This is a genomic window from Streptomyces xingningensis, assembly GCF_054957865.1.
The window spans coordinates 16,339-31,958 of sequence record NZ_JBDJPF010000024.1 but is presented as its reverse complement, the minus strand read 5'-3'; the positions used below and the strand labels follow the sequence as shown (position 1 = coordinate 31,958).

Below are 15,620 nucleotides of genomic sequence, written 5' to 3'. Positions count from 1 at the left end.
GCAGTTGCCCCATGCGGGGCTCTACTCTTCGCAGGGTGAATCATCTGATGCCCTGCGAAGCCGCGCCCGACACCGCTGTGGGCGACCCCGAAGGTGACCCTGCCGACGCGCTGCCCGGGGTGGTCCCGCCCGGGCTGCGTGCCGAACTGATCTCCTTCCGGCGGGACTTGCACATGCACCCCGAGCTGGGGAACCGCGAGTTCCGTACCACCGCTGCGCTCAGGGCGAGACTGGAGAAGGCGGGGCTGCGGCCCCGTACGCTCACCGCGGGCACCGGGCTGGTCTGCGACATCGGGCGGCCGCGGGCCGGTGCGGCCCGGCGGCCGGTGCTGGCCATCCGCGCGGATCTGGACGCGCTGCCCATCCCGGACACCAAGACGGTCCCCTACCGCTCGACGGTCCCCAAGGTGGCGCACGCCTGTGGTCACGATGTGCACACCACCGTGGTCCTGGGTACCGGGCTGGTGCTCGCCGCGCTCGCCCAGCAGGGGCTGCTGCCGCACCCGGTCCGGCTGGTCTTCCAGGCCGCCGAGGAGCAGCTGCCCGGCGGTGCGCTGGACGCGATCGACGACGGCGCGCTGGAGGGGGTGGGCCGGATCATCGCGGTGCACTGCGACCCCAAGGTCGAAGTCGGCCGGATCGGGCTGCGCACCGGGGCGATCACCTCCGCCTGCGATCAGCTGGAGGTCTCGCTGGACGGGCCCGGCGGGCACACCGCGCGCCCTCATCTGAGCACGGACCTGGTGACCGCGGCGGCCAAGGTGGCCACCGAGGTCCCGGCGCTGCTGGCCCGCCGGGTGGACACCCGCACGGGGCTGGCCGTCACCTGGGGGCGGCTGGAGGCGGGGCACGCCCCCAATGTCATCCCGCAGCACGCGGAGCTTTCCGGGACGGTCCGCTGTCTTGACCTGCGCGCCTGGCGGGAGGCGCCCGATCTGGTGCACGCCGCGGTCGACGAGATCGCCACCCTGCACCGCGCCAAGTCGCAGATCAAGTACACCCGCGGGGTGCCGCCGGTGGTCAACCACCCGGAGATCGCCGATCTTCTCGGCCGGGCCATGCGGGCGCGGCGGGGCGTCCAGTCGGTCGAGGACACCGAGCAGAGCCTGGGCGGCGAGGACTTCTCCTGGTATCTGGAGCATGTCCCGGGTGCGATGGCGCGGCTCGGGGTGCGTCCGGTCGGTGACACCAGCCGACGCGATCTGCACCGTGGGGACTTCGATGTGGACGAGGGCGCCATCCAGGTCGGGGTGGAGCTGTTCACCGCGGCGGCTTTGCTGGATCGCAACCAAATGTAGGTTTGCCGCTCAAGCCCCGTTCGCGACGATCCGATAACGGCTTGGGAGCACCCCTTTTCAGGCCATCTACGCGCGTTACGATTCCGGCGAACCAGCGCCAACGGTGGCGCTTCGAGTGAAGGGGCCCTCGTGCGCCGGGTATCCACGATCACTGTTGCGGGCATTGCGACCGCGGCTCTCGCATTCACTTTGACCGCCTGTGGCGAGTCCTCGACGGAATCCAGCGGCTCCGGCAGCGGCTCCAGCAGCGGTTCCGGCGGCGGCAAGGGCGTCGGCATCGCCTTCGACGTCGGCGGCCGTGACGACCACTCCTTCAACGAGTCCGCCTCCCGCGGTGCGGACAAGGCGGAGAAGGAGCTCGGCGTCAAGCCCAAGCTGATGACCGCCAAGAACGGTGAGACCGAGGCCGAGCGCGAGCAGCGGCTGACCTCGCTGGCCGAGGCGGGCTACAACCCGGTGATCGGCGTGGGCTTCAACTACCAGAAGTCCATCGAGAAGGTCGCCAAGGAAAACCCGAAGACCACCTTCGCGGTCATCGACTCGAAGTCCGAGGGCAGCAACGTCGAGAGCATCACCTTCGGTGAGCACGAGGGCTCCTACCTCGCGGGCGTCGCGGCCGCGCTGAAGTCCAAGACCCACAAGGTCGGCTTCATCGGCGGCGTCAACAACGCGCTGATCCAGAAGTTCCAGGCGGGCTTTGAGCAGGGCGTCAAGGACACCGACCCCAAGGCCACGGTCAAGTCGCAGTTCCTGTACCCGAACAACGACAAGGGCTTCAACGACCCGGCGGCGGCCAAGAGCGCGGCCCAGGGCCTGCTCGACGACAACTTCGACGTGATCTACACCGCGGCCGGCCTCTCCGGCAACGGCTCCATCGAGGCCATCGCGGGCAAGAAGGGCGCCTGGGCGATCGGTGTGGACTCCGACCAGTACCAGCAGAGCGGCCTGGAGAAGTACAAGGACCACATCCTCACCTCGGTGGTGAAGAACGTGGACGTGTCGGTGTTTGATCTCATCAAGAGCGTCAAGGACGGGAAGCCGCTCACCGGGGAGCACGTCTATCTGCTGAAGGACGGCGGCGTCTCGCTGTCCACCTCGGGCGGTTACATCAACGACATCCAGGACAAGATCGACGCCGCGAAGAAGAAGGTCGTGGACGGCCAGGTCAAGGTCAAGGACAACCCGAAGCAGGGCTGATCGTCTGGCAGTCGCCCGGGCCCGGCGGGGGAACACTCTCGCCGGGCCCGCGCATAGGTGCCAACGCTACGCGCGTAGCGCCCAGTTGACCGGTGTAGCGTCAACCCTCGCCGAACGCCGGGAGACCTGGTCCCCCTCACCCCCCGCTCCCTTTTCCCAAGGAGAGTGCGCCATCAAAGCGTCCAGCAGCAGTACCGCCCCAGCCGTAGAACTGCAAGGAATCACCAAGCGGTTCCCCGGCGTCGTGGCCAATCACGACATCCGTCTCACGGTCCGCCGAGGCACCGTCCACGCCCTGTGCGGGGAGAACGGCGCCGGCAAGTCGACCCTGATGAAGATCCTCTACGGCATGCAGAAGCCGGACGAGGGCACCATCACCCTCGACGGAGAGCAGGTCACCCTGCACAGCCCCGCCGACGCCATCGGGCGCGGCATCGGCATGGTGCACCAGCACTTCATGCTCGCCGACAACCTCACCGTCCTGGAGAACGTCGTTCTCGGTGCCGAGAAGCTGCACGGCATCGGCAACAAGGCCCGCGCCAGGATCAAGGAGATCTCCGACTCCTACGGCCTCGGCGTCCGCCCGGACGTACTGGTCGAGGACCTCGGGGTCGCCGACCGCCAGCGGGTGGAGATCCTCAAGGTCCTCTACCGGGGCGCCCGTACGCTCATCCTCGACGAGCCGACCGCGGTCCTGGTCCCCCAGGAGGTCGACGCGCTCTTCGACAACCTGCGCGAGCTCAAGTCCGAGGGCCTGACCGTCATCTTCATCTCGCACAAGCTCGGCGAGGTGCTGTCCGTCGCCGATGACATCACCGTCATCCGGCGCGGGACCACCGTGGGCACCGCGATCCCCGGCGAGACCACTCCCAAGCAGCTCGCCGAACTGATGGTCGGCGAGGAACTGCCCTCTCCCGAGACCCGGGAGTCCACGGTCACCGAGGTGGCGATGCTGACCGTGGACGGCCTGCACCTGTCGGCCACCGACTCCGACGGCGTGGTGCGCACGGTGCTGGACGGCATCGACTTCACCATCCACCAGGGCGAGGTCCTCGGCCTCGCGGGGGTGGAGGGCAACGGCCAGGCCGAGCTGGTCGAGGCGATCATGGGCATGCGCACCCCCGACCGGGGCACCGTCTCCCTCGACGGCGAGGACATCTCCACGGCCCCCACCCGCAAGCGGCGGGAGGGCGGCATCGGTTACATCCCCGAGGACCGCCACCGGCACGGCCTGCTGCTGGAGGCCCCGCTGTGGGAGAACCGCATACTCGGCCATGTCACCGAGAAGCCCAACAGCAAGGGCGGGCTGCTCGACAACAAGGCGGCCCGCGCCGACACCGAGCGGATCGTCCGCGAGTACGACGTCCGTACGCCCGGCATCGAGGTCACCGCGGCCTCGCTCTCCGGCGGCAACCAGCAGAAGCTGATCGTCGGCCGGGAGATGAGCCACCGCCCCAAGCTGCTGATCGCCGCGCACCCCACCCGGGGCGTGGACGTCGGCGCGCAGGCGCAGATCTGGGACCAGATCCGCGAGGCGCGCCGGGAGGGGCTGGCGGTGCTGCTGATCTCCGCCGACCTCGATGAGCTGATCGGGCTCTCCGACACCCTGCGGGTCATGTTCCGCGGCCGCCTGGTCGCCGGCGCCGACCCCGCCACCATCACCCCCGAGGAGTTGGGCTCGGCCATGACCGGCGCCTCCACCGGCCACCTTGACCACGAGACCGAAGGGGGCGAGAAGGAGTGAAGAGGCTCGACAAGAACAAGCTGATCCTGGGCTTCGCCGCCCCGGTCCTGGCGATCGTGGCCGCCCTGGTCATCACCTCGGCGATCATCGGATCCACCGGCAAGGACCCGTTCCACGCCTACCAGGTGATGGTCGACTTCGGCTCGAAGAGCGACAGTCAGGTGTGGATCATCAACAAGGCCACGCCGTACTACCTGTCCGCGCTCGCCGTCGCCATCGGCTTCCGGATGAACCTCTTCAACATCGGCGTCGACGGCCAGTACCGCATCGCGGCCTTCTTCGCCGCGGTCGTCGGCGGCTCGCTCACCCTCCCCGGCATCGTCCAGATCCCGCTGATCATCATCGTCGCGATGCTGGTGGGCGCGATCTGGTCGGGCATCGCGGGTCTGCTGAAGACCACCCGCGGGGTGAGCGAGGTGATCAGCACCATCATGCTGAACGCCATCGGCGGCTCCGTCGTCGGCTACTTCCTGCAGGACGGACGGCTGGGGAAGAAGGAGGGCAACATGATCCACACGGATTACCTCCCGAAGTCCTCGCACTTCTTCGAGTTCCCCACCACCCCCAAGCCGGTCTACGGCTTTGTGGTGATCGCGGCCATCGCGGGCGTCGCCTACTGGTTCCTGCTGAGCCGCACCCGCTTCGGCTTCGACCTGCGCACCGTCGGCCAGTCCGAATCGGCCGCGCAGGCCAGCGGGGTCAGCGTCAAGCGCATGGTGGTCACCTCGATGCTGATCTCCGGCGCGGTGGCCGGCCTGGTCGGCATGCCCACCCTGCTCGGCATCTCGTACAACTACGGCACCGACTTCCCCACCGGCATCGGCTTCACCGGCATCGCCATCGCGCTGCTCGGCCGCAACCACCCGATCGGCATGGCGCTCGGCGCCCTGCTCTGGGGCTTCCTGGACCGCACCGGCACCCAGCTCGAATTTGAGGGCTACGCCCAGGAGATCGTCGGGGTGATCCAGGGCGTGATCATCCTCTGCGTCGTCATCGCGTACGAGATCGTGCGCCGCTACGGCCTCAAGATCCAGCAGCGCCAGGTCGGCGAGGAACTCGCCGCCCAGGCCCGCAAGAGCGACAAGGCGGAGGTATCCGCGTGAGTACGACCTTCACCTCCGCCCTCGCGGACAAGCTGAGCGGCCGGAACAAGCCGGAACGGCGGCGGCTCTCCTACCCCGTGGTGATGCTCGTCATCGCGGGCGCGCTGATCCTGCTCTCCGCGCTGCGGGAACTCACCGACGCCAACGACATCACCTCCTCGGGCCAGTTCAGCTCCGCCCTCGCGGCGGCCGTGCCGATCGGACTCGCGGGCCTCGGCGGCCTGTGGGCCGAGCGGTCGGGCGTGGTCAACATCGGCCTCGAGGGCATGATGATGCTCGGCGCGTTCGGCGCCGGCTGGATGGGCTGGCAACACGGCCCCTGGATAGCGGCCGTGGCCGGTGTCCTCGGTGGTGCGCTCGGCGGCCTGGTCCATGCGATCGCCACCGTCACCTTCGGCGTGGACCACATCATCTCCGGTGTGGCCATGAACATCCTGGCCCTGGGCGTCACCCAGTACTTCGCCAAGCTGCAGTTCGGCGCGGAAGGCAGCCTGGCCCAGCAGAAGGGCGGCAACGACAAGCAGTCACCGCTCATGAAGGACATGCCGGACTTCTCCCTCCCCGGGCTCTCCGGCTGGCTGCACTCGGTGGAGCAGCACCACTGGTTCTTCGTCTCCGACCTCGCCGGCATCCTGCGCGGCCTGGTCTCCAATGTCTCCTGGCTGACGATCGTGGCCGTGCTGCTGTTCGTGGTCACCTTCTTCCTGCTGTGGCGCTCGTCCTTCGGCCTGCGGCTGCGGTCCTGCGGTGAGAGCCCGGTCGCCGCCGAGTCCCTGGGCGTCAACGTCTACACCTACAAGTACGCGGCCGTGGTGGTCTCCGGCGCCCTGGCCGGCCTGGGCGGCGCGTTCCTGGCCATCGGCACCCACATGTACTCCGACGGCCAGACCGGCGGCCGCGGCTACATCGGCCTGGCGACCATGATCTCCGGCAACTGGCGGCCGGGCGGAGTGGCCATGAGCGCCGGGCTGTTCGGCTTCATGGACAGCCTCCAGCTGCGCTCCGGCGGCCCGACCGTGCATGCCCTGCTGCTGCTCGTCGCAGTGCTGCTGATCGGCTTCGCGGCCTGGCGGTTCAAGGGCGGCAAGCATCGCGCGGCGATCGCCGGCGGGGTCGTCGCGGCGCTGCTGATCCTCTGGTACGCGCTGAGCGAGTCCGTGCCGCTGGAGCTGGTGGAGGCCACGCCGTATCTGGTGACGCTGCTGGTGCTCGCGCTGTTCTCGCAACGGCTGCGGATGCCCAAGGCCGACGGCAAGCCATACCGGAAGGGGCAGGGCAAGTGAGTTCATCCCCCGACTGGGAGAACTTGCGGGTACGGGCCCGGGACGCGATGTCCCGGGCCTATGCCCCGTACTCCCGTTTCCCGGTGGGCGCCGCGGCCCTGGTGGACGACGGCCGTATCGTTACAGGATGCAATGTCGAGAATGCCGCCTATGGGGTTGCCCTCTGTGCCGAGTGCGGTCTGATCTCTGCATTGTTCTCCTCCGGTGGCGGTCGGCTCACGGCCTTCACATGTTGCGACCGCAACGGCAACGTCCTGATGCCCTGCGGCCGCTGCCGTCAGCTGCTGTGGGAACACGGCGGTCCGGAGCTGGCCGTGGACACGGCGTTGGGTATCCGCCCGCTCGCCGAGCTGCTGCCGGATGCCTTCGGCCCCGCCGACCTGACCGAACGATAAGAAAGGCCTGACGTCTTGGACGCCATCTCCGTCATCCGCACCAAGCGTGACCGTGGTCGCCTGACCGATGCGCAGATCGACTGGATCATCGACGCCTATACGCGTGGTGAGGTCGCCGATGAGCAGATGTCCGCACTCGCGATGGCGATCCTGCTCAATGGCATGGACCGGGCGGAGATCGCCCGCTGGACGGCCGCGATGATCGCCAGCGGGGAGCGGATGGACTTCTCCTCGCTGACCGTGCCGACCGCCGACAAGCACTCCACGGGCGGCGTCGGCGACAAGATCACCCTGCCGCTGGCGCCCCTGGTGGCGGCGTGCGGCGCGGCCGTGCCACAGCTGTCGGGCCGTGGCCTCGGCCACACCGGGGGCACGCTCGACAAGCTGGAGTCCATCCCCGGCTGGCGGGCACTGCTCTCCAACGACGAGATGATGGACGTCCTGCGCGAGGTCGGCTCCGTCATCTGCGCGGCGGGCGACGGGCTGGCCCCGGCGGACAAGAAGCTCTACGCGCTGCGCGATGTGACCGGCACGGTCGAGGCGATCCCGCTGATCGCCTCCTCGATCATGTCGAAGAAGATCGCGGAGGGCACGGGCTCGCTGGTCCTGGACGTCAAGGTCGGCTCCGGCGCGTTTATGAAGAACATCGCCGACGCCCGGGAGCTGGCGAGCACCATGGTCGGCCTCGGCACCGACCACGGCGTCAAGACCGTCGCCCTGCTCACCGACATGTCCACCCCGCTCGGCCTGACCGCGGGCAACGCGCTCGAGGTCCGCGAGTCGGTGGAGGTCCTCGCGGGCGGCGGCCCGGCGGACGTCGTCGAGCTCACCCTCGCCCTGGCCCGCGAGATGCTGACCGCGGCCGGCCTGCCGGACGCCGACCCGGCCAAGGCCCTCGCCGACGGCTCCGCCATGGACCACTGGCGGCGCATGATCCGTGCCCAGGGCGGCGACCCGGACGCGGCCCTGCCGGTGGCGCGGGAGCGCCATGTCGTCACGGCCGCCGCCTCCGGTGTGCTCACCGCGCTGGACGCCTACGCGGTGGGCGTCTCCGCCTGGCGCCTGGGCGCCGGCCGGGCGCGCAAGGAGGACCCGGTGCAGGCCGGGGCGGGCATCGAACTGCACGCCAAGCCGGGCGACTCGGTGGTGGCGGGGCAGCCGCTGCTGACGCTGCACACGGACACCCCGGAGAAGTTCGACTACGCGCTCGCCGCGCTGGAGGGCGGGGTCGGGATCTCGGCGGAGGGGACGGAGTTCACGCCGAACCCGATCGTGCTGGATCGCATCGCGTGAGGGTTTGATCGTGACCGTTTGATGGGGACGGGACCGGCGGATCTCCGCCGGTCCCGTTTGCGTGGGGTCTCTCAGTCGGTCAGATCGAGCACAACCCGCAGAGCCGCGGATACCCGCGCCATGACAGCGGCGCTGACGGTGCCGAGGAGGACGCCGGATCGGATTCGCTTGTCCGTCAGGGCCATCAGTTCAACGGCGACAACGGCTCCCTTGACCGGCTCGTCGATCGGTACGGTGACCACCGTGTCCGGGGCGTCCTCGGTCTGGTCGATCATCGTGCAGACAACGGTGCTCGGCAGCGCCCGGATGGCGGCGTCCGATTCGACGATCACCACCGTCCGCAGTTTGGTGGCGAGTTGGATCTGCCACACCTGGCCGCGGGCGAGGTTCACGCGACTTCCTCTCCAAAGAGGTCGGCACATGCTTCGGTGTCGTCGGCGGTATCGCCCCGCCATGAGGTGATGGCGTCCCCCGCCTCGAGCAAGGCTTGAGCACGCAGCGCGCGTTCGACGTAGGCGGACAGATTGCCCGCGGACGCGGACTTGACCGTGCTCAGCAGATCGGCGGGAAGAGTGACCGTGACCCGTTCCTTCATCGTCATATCGCGCATCATGCGATGCGTATGCGACTCTGCGGTCGAGGATTACGGAATGCGACCCCTCCGGGTCCGGGGCGCGGAGCCTGGCGCCTGGGCGCTGGCCGGGCGCGCAAGGAGGATCCGGTGCAGGCCGGTGCGGGCGTCGAGATTCATGCCAAGCCGGGCGATGCGGTGGTGGCGGGGCAGCCGCTGTTGACGCTGCACACGGACACCCCGGAGAAGTTCGGCTACGCGCTCGCCACGCTGGAGGCGGCCGATCAGATCGACCGAGTGACCAATTCTGGCCCGTGACTTGCGCGGACTCAGTGTTGGCGCTGGACAGCCCACAAAGTCAAGAGGCGACCCTCATCCTCGGAGAGTCACATCTCTACAGATTGTCGAAGTCGCCTTTCAACATTCCGCCTTTGAACGCTGCCCATTCTCGGGAATTGAAGAAGAGAGGGTGTCGGTCGGGGTTCTTCGAGTCACGGACTGCGACACCCCCGTCAGGCAGGCCGGCCAGCTCGAAGCAGTCACCGTTGTTCGCTGTGAGGCTGCTCTTCTGCCAGTGCAGAGTTGAGACGTCTGTCGAGTAGAGTTCGGCCTTCTCCATTAGTCTTCCTTGCCCTTGATACGTGCAATTAGGTCGCGAGTCTCGCCTGACGGTAGAGCTGCGTCGGACAGGCTCCGAAAGAGGCGGTGCATTCGCCGGAGGTCCCTGGGGTCGCCGCCGCGCGGCCTCCACGCCCACCCGAGCGCCATCAGTGTCGATCACTCCGGCACCGTACACACAGTGCGCGCAAGGCACCGCACTTTTTCGGTCCGCGAAGCTGGACGTCGAATCATTGCGGGACAGCCCTTAGCTAAACTCGCCGTCTCTCACGCCAAGCACAAACGCGTGCCACTCCGCAGCGGTGTATCGGAGTATGGTGCCGTTGGGATCCACCGGATTACGCATGGCTACAGCTCCGCCTGGAAGGTTTGCGATCTCAATGCGGTCGTCAGGGCTGGATCCTGGCGCGCTGAGCCATTTAACGTCACTCAGATCCAGGGCGTAGAGATCCGCCTTCTCTCGTATATCTGACATCAGTTGAGTGTCTCACGATCAACGGCCGTGACAAACAAGGCCCATGCTTCGCTGGTTGCCCGGGTGGCTGGAATGCCAATGTTCTTTGAGTCGCGTATAGCGACTCCATGTACACCTGGGATGCTTGCGACCTCAACGCAGTTACCGTTACTGGCGGTGTAGGAGCTCTTGCGCCATGGAGAGCCGCTGAGGTCGGTTGCGTATAGGTCGGCCAGCTTGTTCATCTCAAACCAACTCTTTCTCGACATCTTCAATCAACTCGCGGCTATCTTCTTCTGTCAGTGCAGAGCCGGACAAGTTCCGAAACAGACGACTGAGTCGTCTGACGGACAAAGGTTCGTCGCGGAAGCCCGTCGTGGCCTCGGCAGACTCGACGAAGGCGACATCGTCGTCGTTGTTCTCTTTCCCCGCCGTGAACAGTGTGAAAGCTCCGGTGCAGACTCCGTTCTCACCCGCGCTGAAGGGTGTTACCCGAATTGAGACGTTGTCCTGGTTGGACACCCTCACAAGGTGCTGGAGTTGGGTCTGCATGGTAGCGGGGCCACCTACTTGTACACGCAGTGCTGCCTCGCTGACTACTGCTTCGAGCACCAGTGGTTCGGCTTCCATGAGACGGGCCTGACGACGCATCCGGACTTCGACGAGGGTGTCCACCTGATCGGGTCCGAGTGCGGCGATGCCTCTGCTCGTCACTGCACGTGCGTAGTCTGCGGTCTGAAGCAGGCCAGGGATCAGAAGTGACTGGCATTCACGACTGCGGCCTGCCTCGGCTTCATAGGCAAGGAACTCCGCATAGTTGGCACTGATTACGTCGTTGTAGGCGTGCCACCACGGTGGCACCCTCTGTCGGCCCTTGAGCATCAGGTCCGTGAGCTCCGACCGTTGCGGTTCATCAACTGCGTACAGTTCCAGCAGTCTGTCGAAGTCCTTCTTGGTACAGGAGCGTTTCCCGTTCTCCACCCGACTCACCTTCGAGTTGTGGCAGTCGAGGTGCGCACCGACCTCCTCCGTAGTGAGCCCTTGCTGGTCCCGCAGCTTGCGCAGGGCAGCCCCCAGTTTTCGTCGCGCGGTAAGTGGGCCTGCGCTGGTGACGACTGACATCCGTCCCTCCATCCCCCTGCTGTCTCGGTGTCGTTGAGGGTACCCGCTTGTCTCATGGTCGATCCTGCATGTTCGACGCCTGCTACGCAGAGTTTTGGCAACCTGCCATGCAGCAGCTTGACTGTCTGGCGATGTGACCCACATCATGTTGTGCTACGGCGCAGCAAGGCCGTTACGCGACTGACAGCTGCTCACCTATGCCCCTGGCGCCTGCGGCCCAGGGCTTGGAGGGGACATGCATGAGCCCGTGCACTACCTACGCAACCCCTTCCGGCTGAGGTTGATCGCCAGTCCGGTGAAGGTCAGTCAGGCTCGGCGTCTTGTTCGTGACAAGTTGTATGCGTGGGGACTTGCCGACACTGGTGGCCAGGGGTGCGGGGGACTGATCGACAACGTCCTCCTGGTAGTGGGTGAGTTGCTGGCCAACGTGGCCAACCACGCCTACGACCCCAGATGCGAACTGCTGCTCGCCTTGGAGGGGGACGTTCTGCACATTCGAGTGTGGGACACCTCGCCGGACCGCCCCGTGCGCGAGTGTCCCGACGACGATGAGGAGTCGGGGCGAGGGCTTCTCCTGATTGACGCCCTGACGAGGAAGCGCTGGACGGAAACGAGAACGGACGCCGGGGGTAAGGAGGTTCACTGTCTGCTTGACATCCCTGAACTTCCGCGCCATGCGTCCCGGTCGGCGACAGGGAAGTGCTGAACATGGTGCAGTCGAAGAGCAATCACTGGCATGCGTGCTTCTGGACCGGCGCCCAAGTGCCCAGTGTCCACGAGGCCAACAAACCGGGTTCCGCCACCCCACCCGGCGCGATTACCTCGGAATGGCTCCTGAAGCCAGAGTCACTCAGGGTCGGACGTTACGACGACTGGCGGGAGGCGAAGCGTTGGCTGGACGCGGTGGTCGCCGGCTCCCCGGCCTCCCTGCGTGCCGAAGAACTGCTGAGGCAGCGTGTGCACAAGGCACCGCAGATGCTGGCGTGTTCCATGGACGTGGACCTCTTGTACGAATCGGTCACGGGAGGCCATGTGGCCGTCGCTTTGGTGCGCTGCCCCAGGTACGTCGCCCCGTGCCCGGATTACGAGAAGCCGGGGACCAGGATGTAGTGAGTCTTCGACGTGGCAATACGGAGGGCGCTCGGCGGGCAGCCGTGCGGTACCCGGATCACACGCTCTTGTACTCCCAACTCGCCCGTAGCCAAATGGAAGACGCACTCCACAGTCGTTGCACCATCTGCCTCCCTGTCCCGGGAGCGGGACACAGAAAAGTCCATCGTGAGACCGGAGAGAACAATGCGTGTCGCCCTAGTATACCCGGAAGTTCTCGATCTGGCCCGGTTCAAGGAGAACCGAAAGGAGTTCCCACCCTTCGGGGTGCTCTACCTCGCTGCGGTTGTCGAGACGGCCGGGCACGACGTACGGGTGTTCAAGGTCGGCAACGGTGACCATATCCGTGACTTCACCGGCTTCGACGTGGTTGCCTTCACCATCCCGTCCTCGGCTACGTATGGAATCATCCGCGATTCTCGGCGAGACAGCCGTTACAGCGGTGACCCGCTGGTCCTGGCAGGAGGGGTGCACCCGAGCTTCTACCCTGAGCAGACACTGCTCGACATCGAGCCGGATGCCGTCGGGGTCGGTGAAGGAGAAGAGACCTTGCTCCAGCTCCTCACCCAGGCCCGAACTCGCAGGTTTGAGAACATCGATGGAATCTGCTATCGGCGTGGTGGCCAGACTGTGCGCACCCGGCCCCGGGCGCTACTCAAGAGCATTGACATGCTTCCCTTACCCGCCCGGCACCTGTTGCCCGTCGAGGACGTGGTGATGACAGACCGGCTCTCCACCACTGACCTGCGCATGGCTCACGTCATGTTCAGCCGGGGATGCCCCTTCCCGTGCAGGTTCTGCGCTGCGGCCCAGACCCGCATCCAGTACCGCTCGGGAGCCAGTGCCCGCCGTGAGCTCACGGACATGATCGAGCAGTATGGGATCGAAGGCTTCGCGATCGTCGACGACAACTTCATCGTCAATAAGACCAGGGTCCGCGACATCTGCACCAGCATCGCGGACCTCGGCATGAAGTGGTCGGCACTGTCGCGTGTGGACACTGTGGACGCGTTCCTTCTCGTGGACATGGCCAGGGCCGGTTGCCTGGAGGTGAAGTACGGCATGGAGTCCGGCAGTCCGGCGATCCTCAAGGCGATGCGCAAGAACATCACCGCCGACCACATTCGCCGCGCTGTGCAATGGAGTCGCGGGGCGGGAATCAACGTAAAGCTGTTCCTCATCCACGGCTACCCGGGCGAGAACCGGCAGACCACCGCACAGACCATGAACTTGCTTACCGAACTCGCACCGGACATCGAACGCGTCTCGCTCTTCCGGTTCGTGCCCCTGCCCGGCACCTATGTCTACGACCATCCTGACGAGTTCGGTCTCCATGGCACAAGCAGTCAGCCGGGCTGGGAAGGGGACTGGGGGCAGTACCACATTCACCACAACGACAAGCATTGGTGGGGGACCGAAGCACAATTCGCCGAGGTGCAAGCTGCTTACACCGAACTCTCGGCAATGGTATGTGAGCTGTGGCCCGACCGGCATCAACTGCCCACATCCGGCCCCATCGGCTGACAGTTACCACTACGCTCGGATGCGCCCTGACGGCTCGAAGACCTCAAGCCACCCAAGAAGCGCAAGGAGCACGCGATGGGCTCGATCGTGACGTTGCCGGCTGCCGTCGAACGGGCGGTGGTTGCCGCGCGCCACGGTTGGGGCCTGTGCCCCGGACCAGACGGTGTGGACGGCCTCGCGCGCGCGCAAGCGGGGCTTCATTCGGCTCGTCTTCTCACCCCCTACGTCACTGCGCACACCCGCCTCCCAGCGTTCACGGCCGGGCACCTGAGAGCAGCACTTGCACCGGGGGGTACCTTGATGAAGATCCGGTGCATGCGTCGTACTCTCCACCTATGGCCCCTCAACCAGGCTGTCGACGCACACGTCGCAACCCTGCGCCTGCGCCTCCAGGCCACTAGGGCCACCGCTCGCCGTCACTGCCTCGACCTGGCAGCACTTGAGCGGTGGGCCGAGCACACCGCCGTTGCCTTGGCGGGCGGCCCGCTTTCCTACCGCGACCTGCAAACACATCTCATCAAGCAGCACATCGGCGCTGACACCGAGGCCATGCGGCTCGGAATCAAATGGGCATGGGAGTCGGGGCACATCGCCTACCACAACACCGCATCTTCCCTGCACCGCGAAGAACGCCAGTTCGCCCTTCTCCGCCACGCCCATCCCGGCATTAGCTTGACCGGCACCGACACGCACCACTCGACTGTTGCTTTGGTACGCCGCTATCTGCATGCCTACGGCCCTGCTGCTGAAGACGATCTACTGTGGTGGTCCGGCCTGACCCGTGCTGAGATCAATCCCGCCTTGGCAGCCCTCCGTCCTGAGATCACCCCGGTCCGTGTCGAGGGGCTGCCTGGCGAACTCCTCGCCATGGACGAGGACCTGGACCGGTTTCGTACTCAAACCCCGCTGCCACCAGATCACGTACGACTGCTGGCGTTCGAGGACCCCACTTTCAAGGGCTACTTCAGCACACGCGCTCGCTACCACGACCTTGCGCACACCGCCCGCGCCTTCAACCCGATCGGCGAAGTGCGCGCCACCATCACCGTGGCGGGCCGGATCGCCGGAACATGGGAATGGGACAAGCGGTCCCGCACAGTAAGGTTTGATCTCTTCACATGTCTGCCGCAGGGTGTGATGCGCCAGGTCAGGCACCGGCTGGATGAGGCTGAGGCGTTCTTGCGGGCAGAGCCCTGCTGAGACGCAGGCACACTCAAATGGCCCAAACTGGCCCTGGGCCCCTGCACGGCGGGACATAATCGGTGGCTCCACCGACCTCACAAGAGAACGCACATCACCGTGACTGCACAGCGTCATCGACGTATCTGCGACGTCCACCTCCTCCTCATCCGCGATGACAAGGTGCTTCTCAGCCTCCGCCAAGGTGGCTACGCATCGGGCCTGTGGCAGGTGCCCAGCGGCCACCTGGAAGCCCTTGAGTCCACGGACGACGGAACGGCCCGTGAAGGGCTGGAGGAAATCGGCGTCCGTGTCCCCTCTGATCAGCTGGAGTTTGCGCACTTCATCGACCACTGCGCACCTGGTGAGGAGCCTCGCCTTGGTGTGTTCTACCGAGCTCTGTCCTGGGAGGGGGAGCCGCGCAATGCGGAACCCGCCAAGTGCGGTGGCATTGGCTGGTACGCCTTTGATGAAGTCCCCGCGAACACCGTCCCCTACCACGCCGAGGCCCTTGCCCACATCGCAGCGGGCCGTGTGCGCTCCAAGTTCGGTTGGCCCGCCTTGAGCCGGACCTGACGGCGAGCCGCGCCCGCCGGGTCGCGTAGAGCGTGATCGGGGAGGCCGGACTGTCGGACGCCGACCCGGCCAGGCCCTCGCGGACGGCTCCGCCGTGGTCATGCGCTGATGGTGACAGGGGGGTCCGACAATCGGCGCTCCATGGGGTGAATG

18 protein-coding genes and 1 pseudogene are annotated in these 15,620 nt (G+C 66.4%); 13 read left to right on the top strand and 6 right to left on the bottom strand.

Annotated features, from left to right (window positions below; translation table 11 throughout):
- Window positions 1-47 precede the first annotated feature (47 nt).
- The 7 genes from ABCR83_RS14900 (at window position 48) to ABCR83_RS14870 (ending at window position 8,313) form a co-directional block, all read left to right on the top strand.
- The gene (locus ABCR83_RS14900; RefSeq protein ID WP_462695515.1) at window positions 48-1,298 is read left to right on the top strand and encodes an amidohydrolase; all 1,251 of its coding nucleotides are present in this window, start codon (window positions 48-50) and stop codon (window positions 1,296-1,298) included.
- Window positions 1,299-1,427: 129 nt separating this feature from the next.
- On the top strand, window positions 1,428-2,495 hold the full coding sequence (locus ABCR83_RS14895) for a BMP family lipoprotein (RefSeq protein WP_462695458.1): 1,068 nt from the start codon (window positions 1,428-1,430) through the stop codon (window positions 2,493-2,495).
- Between the two features lie 172 nt (window positions 2,496-2,667).
- A complete protein-coding gene (locus ABCR83_RS14890; RefSeq protein WP_462695514.1) occupies window positions 2,668-4,239 on the top strand; it encodes an ABC transporter ATP-binding protein in 1,572 nt (523 codons plus the stop codon).
- The gene (locus ABCR83_RS14885) at window positions 4,236-5,342 is read left to right on the top strand and encodes an ABC transporter permease (protein WP_462695457.1); all 1,107 of its coding nucleotides are present in this window, start codon (window positions 4,236-4,238) and stop codon (window positions 5,340-5,342) included. The genes ABCR83_RS14890 and ABCR83_RS14885 overlap by 4 nt, the downstream gene beginning before the upstream one ends.
- A complete protein-coding gene (locus ABCR83_RS14880) occupies window positions 5,339-6,625 on the top strand; it encodes an ABC transporter permease (protein WP_462695456.1) in 1,287 nt (428 codons plus the stop codon). Before ABCR83_RS14885 ends, ABCR83_RS14880 begins: the two co-directional genes overlap by 4 nt.
- Window positions 6,622-7,020 (top strand): cytidine deaminase, encoded by a 399-nt coding sequence (locus tag ABCR83_RS14875; protein ID WP_462695455.1) that lies wholly within the window; start codon window positions 6,622-6,624, stop codon window positions 7,018-7,020. Before ABCR83_RS14880 ends, ABCR83_RS14875 begins: the two co-directional genes overlap by 4 nt.
- A 15-nt stretch (window positions 7,021-7,035) precedes the next feature.
- On the top strand, window positions 7,036-8,313 hold the full coding sequence (locus ABCR83_RS14870) for a thymidine phosphorylase (protein WP_462695454.1): 1,278 nt from the start codon (window positions 7,036-7,038) through the stop codon (window positions 8,311-8,313).
- Between the two features lie 71 nt (window positions 8,314-8,384).
- Here the strand turns inward: ABCR83_RS14870 and ABCR83_RS14865 are convergent, their stop codons facing one another.
- Window positions 8,385-8,705 carry a type II toxin-antitoxin system PemK/MazF family toxin gene (locus ABCR83_RS14865; RefSeq protein ID WP_462695453.1) on the bottom strand — a complete coding sequence of 107 codons (321 nt, stop codon included), beginning with the start codon at window positions 8,703-8,705 and terminating at the stop codon, window positions 8,385-8,387.
- Window positions 8,702-8,914: a type II toxin-antitoxin system CcdA family antitoxin gene (locus tag ABCR83_RS14860; protein WP_462695452.1), complete on the bottom strand. Its 213-nt coding sequence runs from the start codon at window positions 8,912-8,914 to the stop codon at window positions 8,702-8,704. The genes ABCR83_RS14865 and ABCR83_RS14860 overlap by 4 nt, the downstream gene beginning before the upstream one ends.
- Window positions 8,915-8,983: 69 nt before the next feature.
- Here ABCR83_RS14860 and ABCR83_RS14855 point away from each other — a divergent pair.
- Window positions 8,984-9,202: pseudogene (locus ABCR83_RS14855) on the top strand (thymidine phosphorylase); the annotation flags it as partial.
- A 76-nt stretch (window positions 9,203-9,278) separates the two neighbouring features.
- Here the strand turns inward: ABCR83_RS14855 and ABCR83_RS14850 are convergent.
- From ABCR83_RS14850 to ABCR83_RS14835, 4 genes are all read right to left on the bottom strand, one after another.
- Window positions 9,279-9,503: a DUF397 domain-containing protein gene (locus tag ABCR83_RS14850; protein WP_462695451.1), complete on the bottom strand. Its 225-nt coding sequence runs from the start codon at window positions 9,501-9,503 to the stop codon at window positions 9,279-9,281.
- 246 nt (window positions 9,504-9,749) lie between these two features.
- A complete protein-coding gene (locus tag ABCR83_RS14845) occupies window positions 9,750-9,977 on the bottom strand; it encodes a DUF397 domain-containing protein (protein ID WP_462695450.1) in 228 nt (75 codons plus the stop codon).
- Window positions 9,977-10,201, bottom strand: coding sequence for a DUF397 domain-containing protein (locus ABCR83_RS14840; RefSeq protein WP_462695449.1), 225 nt, complete (start codon window positions 10,199-10,201; stop codon window positions 9,977-9,979). The genes ABCR83_RS14845 and ABCR83_RS14840 overlap by 1 nt, the downstream gene beginning before the upstream one ends.
- Window position 10,202: 1 nt before the next feature.
- Window positions 10,203-11,078, bottom strand: a complete 876-nt coding sequence (locus ABCR83_RS14835) for a helix-turn-helix domain-containing protein (RefSeq protein WP_462695448.1) — start codon at window positions 11,076-11,078, stop codon at window positions 10,203-10,205.
- Window positions 11,079-11,313: 235 nt separating this feature from the next.
- On the opposite strand from ABCR83_RS14835, the gene ABCR83_RS14830 reads away from it, so the two are divergent.
- The 5 genes from ABCR83_RS14830 (at window position 11,314) to ABCR83_RS14810 (ending at window position 15,467) form a co-directional block, all read left to right on the top strand.
- Window positions 11,314-11,784, top strand: a complete 471-nt coding sequence (locus ABCR83_RS14830) for an ATP-binding protein (RefSeq protein ID WP_462695447.1) — start codon at window positions 11,314-11,316, stop codon at window positions 11,782-11,784.
- Between the two features lie 2 nt (window positions 11,785-11,786).
- Window positions 11,787-12,188 (top strand): hypothetical protein, encoded by a 402-nt coding sequence (locus ABCR83_RS14825; protein WP_462695446.1) that lies wholly within the window; start codon window positions 11,787-11,789, stop codon window positions 12,186-12,188.
- A 186-nt stretch (window positions 12,189-12,374) separates the two neighbouring features.
- Window positions 12,375-13,712 (top strand): B12-binding domain-containing radical SAM protein, encoded by a 1,338-nt coding sequence (locus ABCR83_RS14820; protein WP_462695445.1) that lies wholly within the window; start codon window positions 12,375-12,377, stop codon window positions 13,710-13,712.
- A gap of 75 nt (window positions 13,713-13,787) precedes the next feature.
- Window positions 13,788-14,912 (top strand): DNA glycosylase AlkZ-like family protein, encoded by a 1,125-nt coding sequence (locus ABCR83_RS14815; protein WP_462695444.1) that lies wholly within the window; start codon window positions 13,788-13,790, stop codon window positions 14,910-14,912.
- Between the two features lie 99 nt (window positions 14,913-15,011).
- Window positions 15,012-15,467, top strand: a complete 456-nt coding sequence (locus tag ABCR83_RS14810) for an NUDIX hydrolase (protein WP_462695443.1) — start codon at window positions 15,012-15,014, stop codon at window positions 15,465-15,467.
- Window positions 15,468-15,620 lie beyond the last annotated feature (153 nt).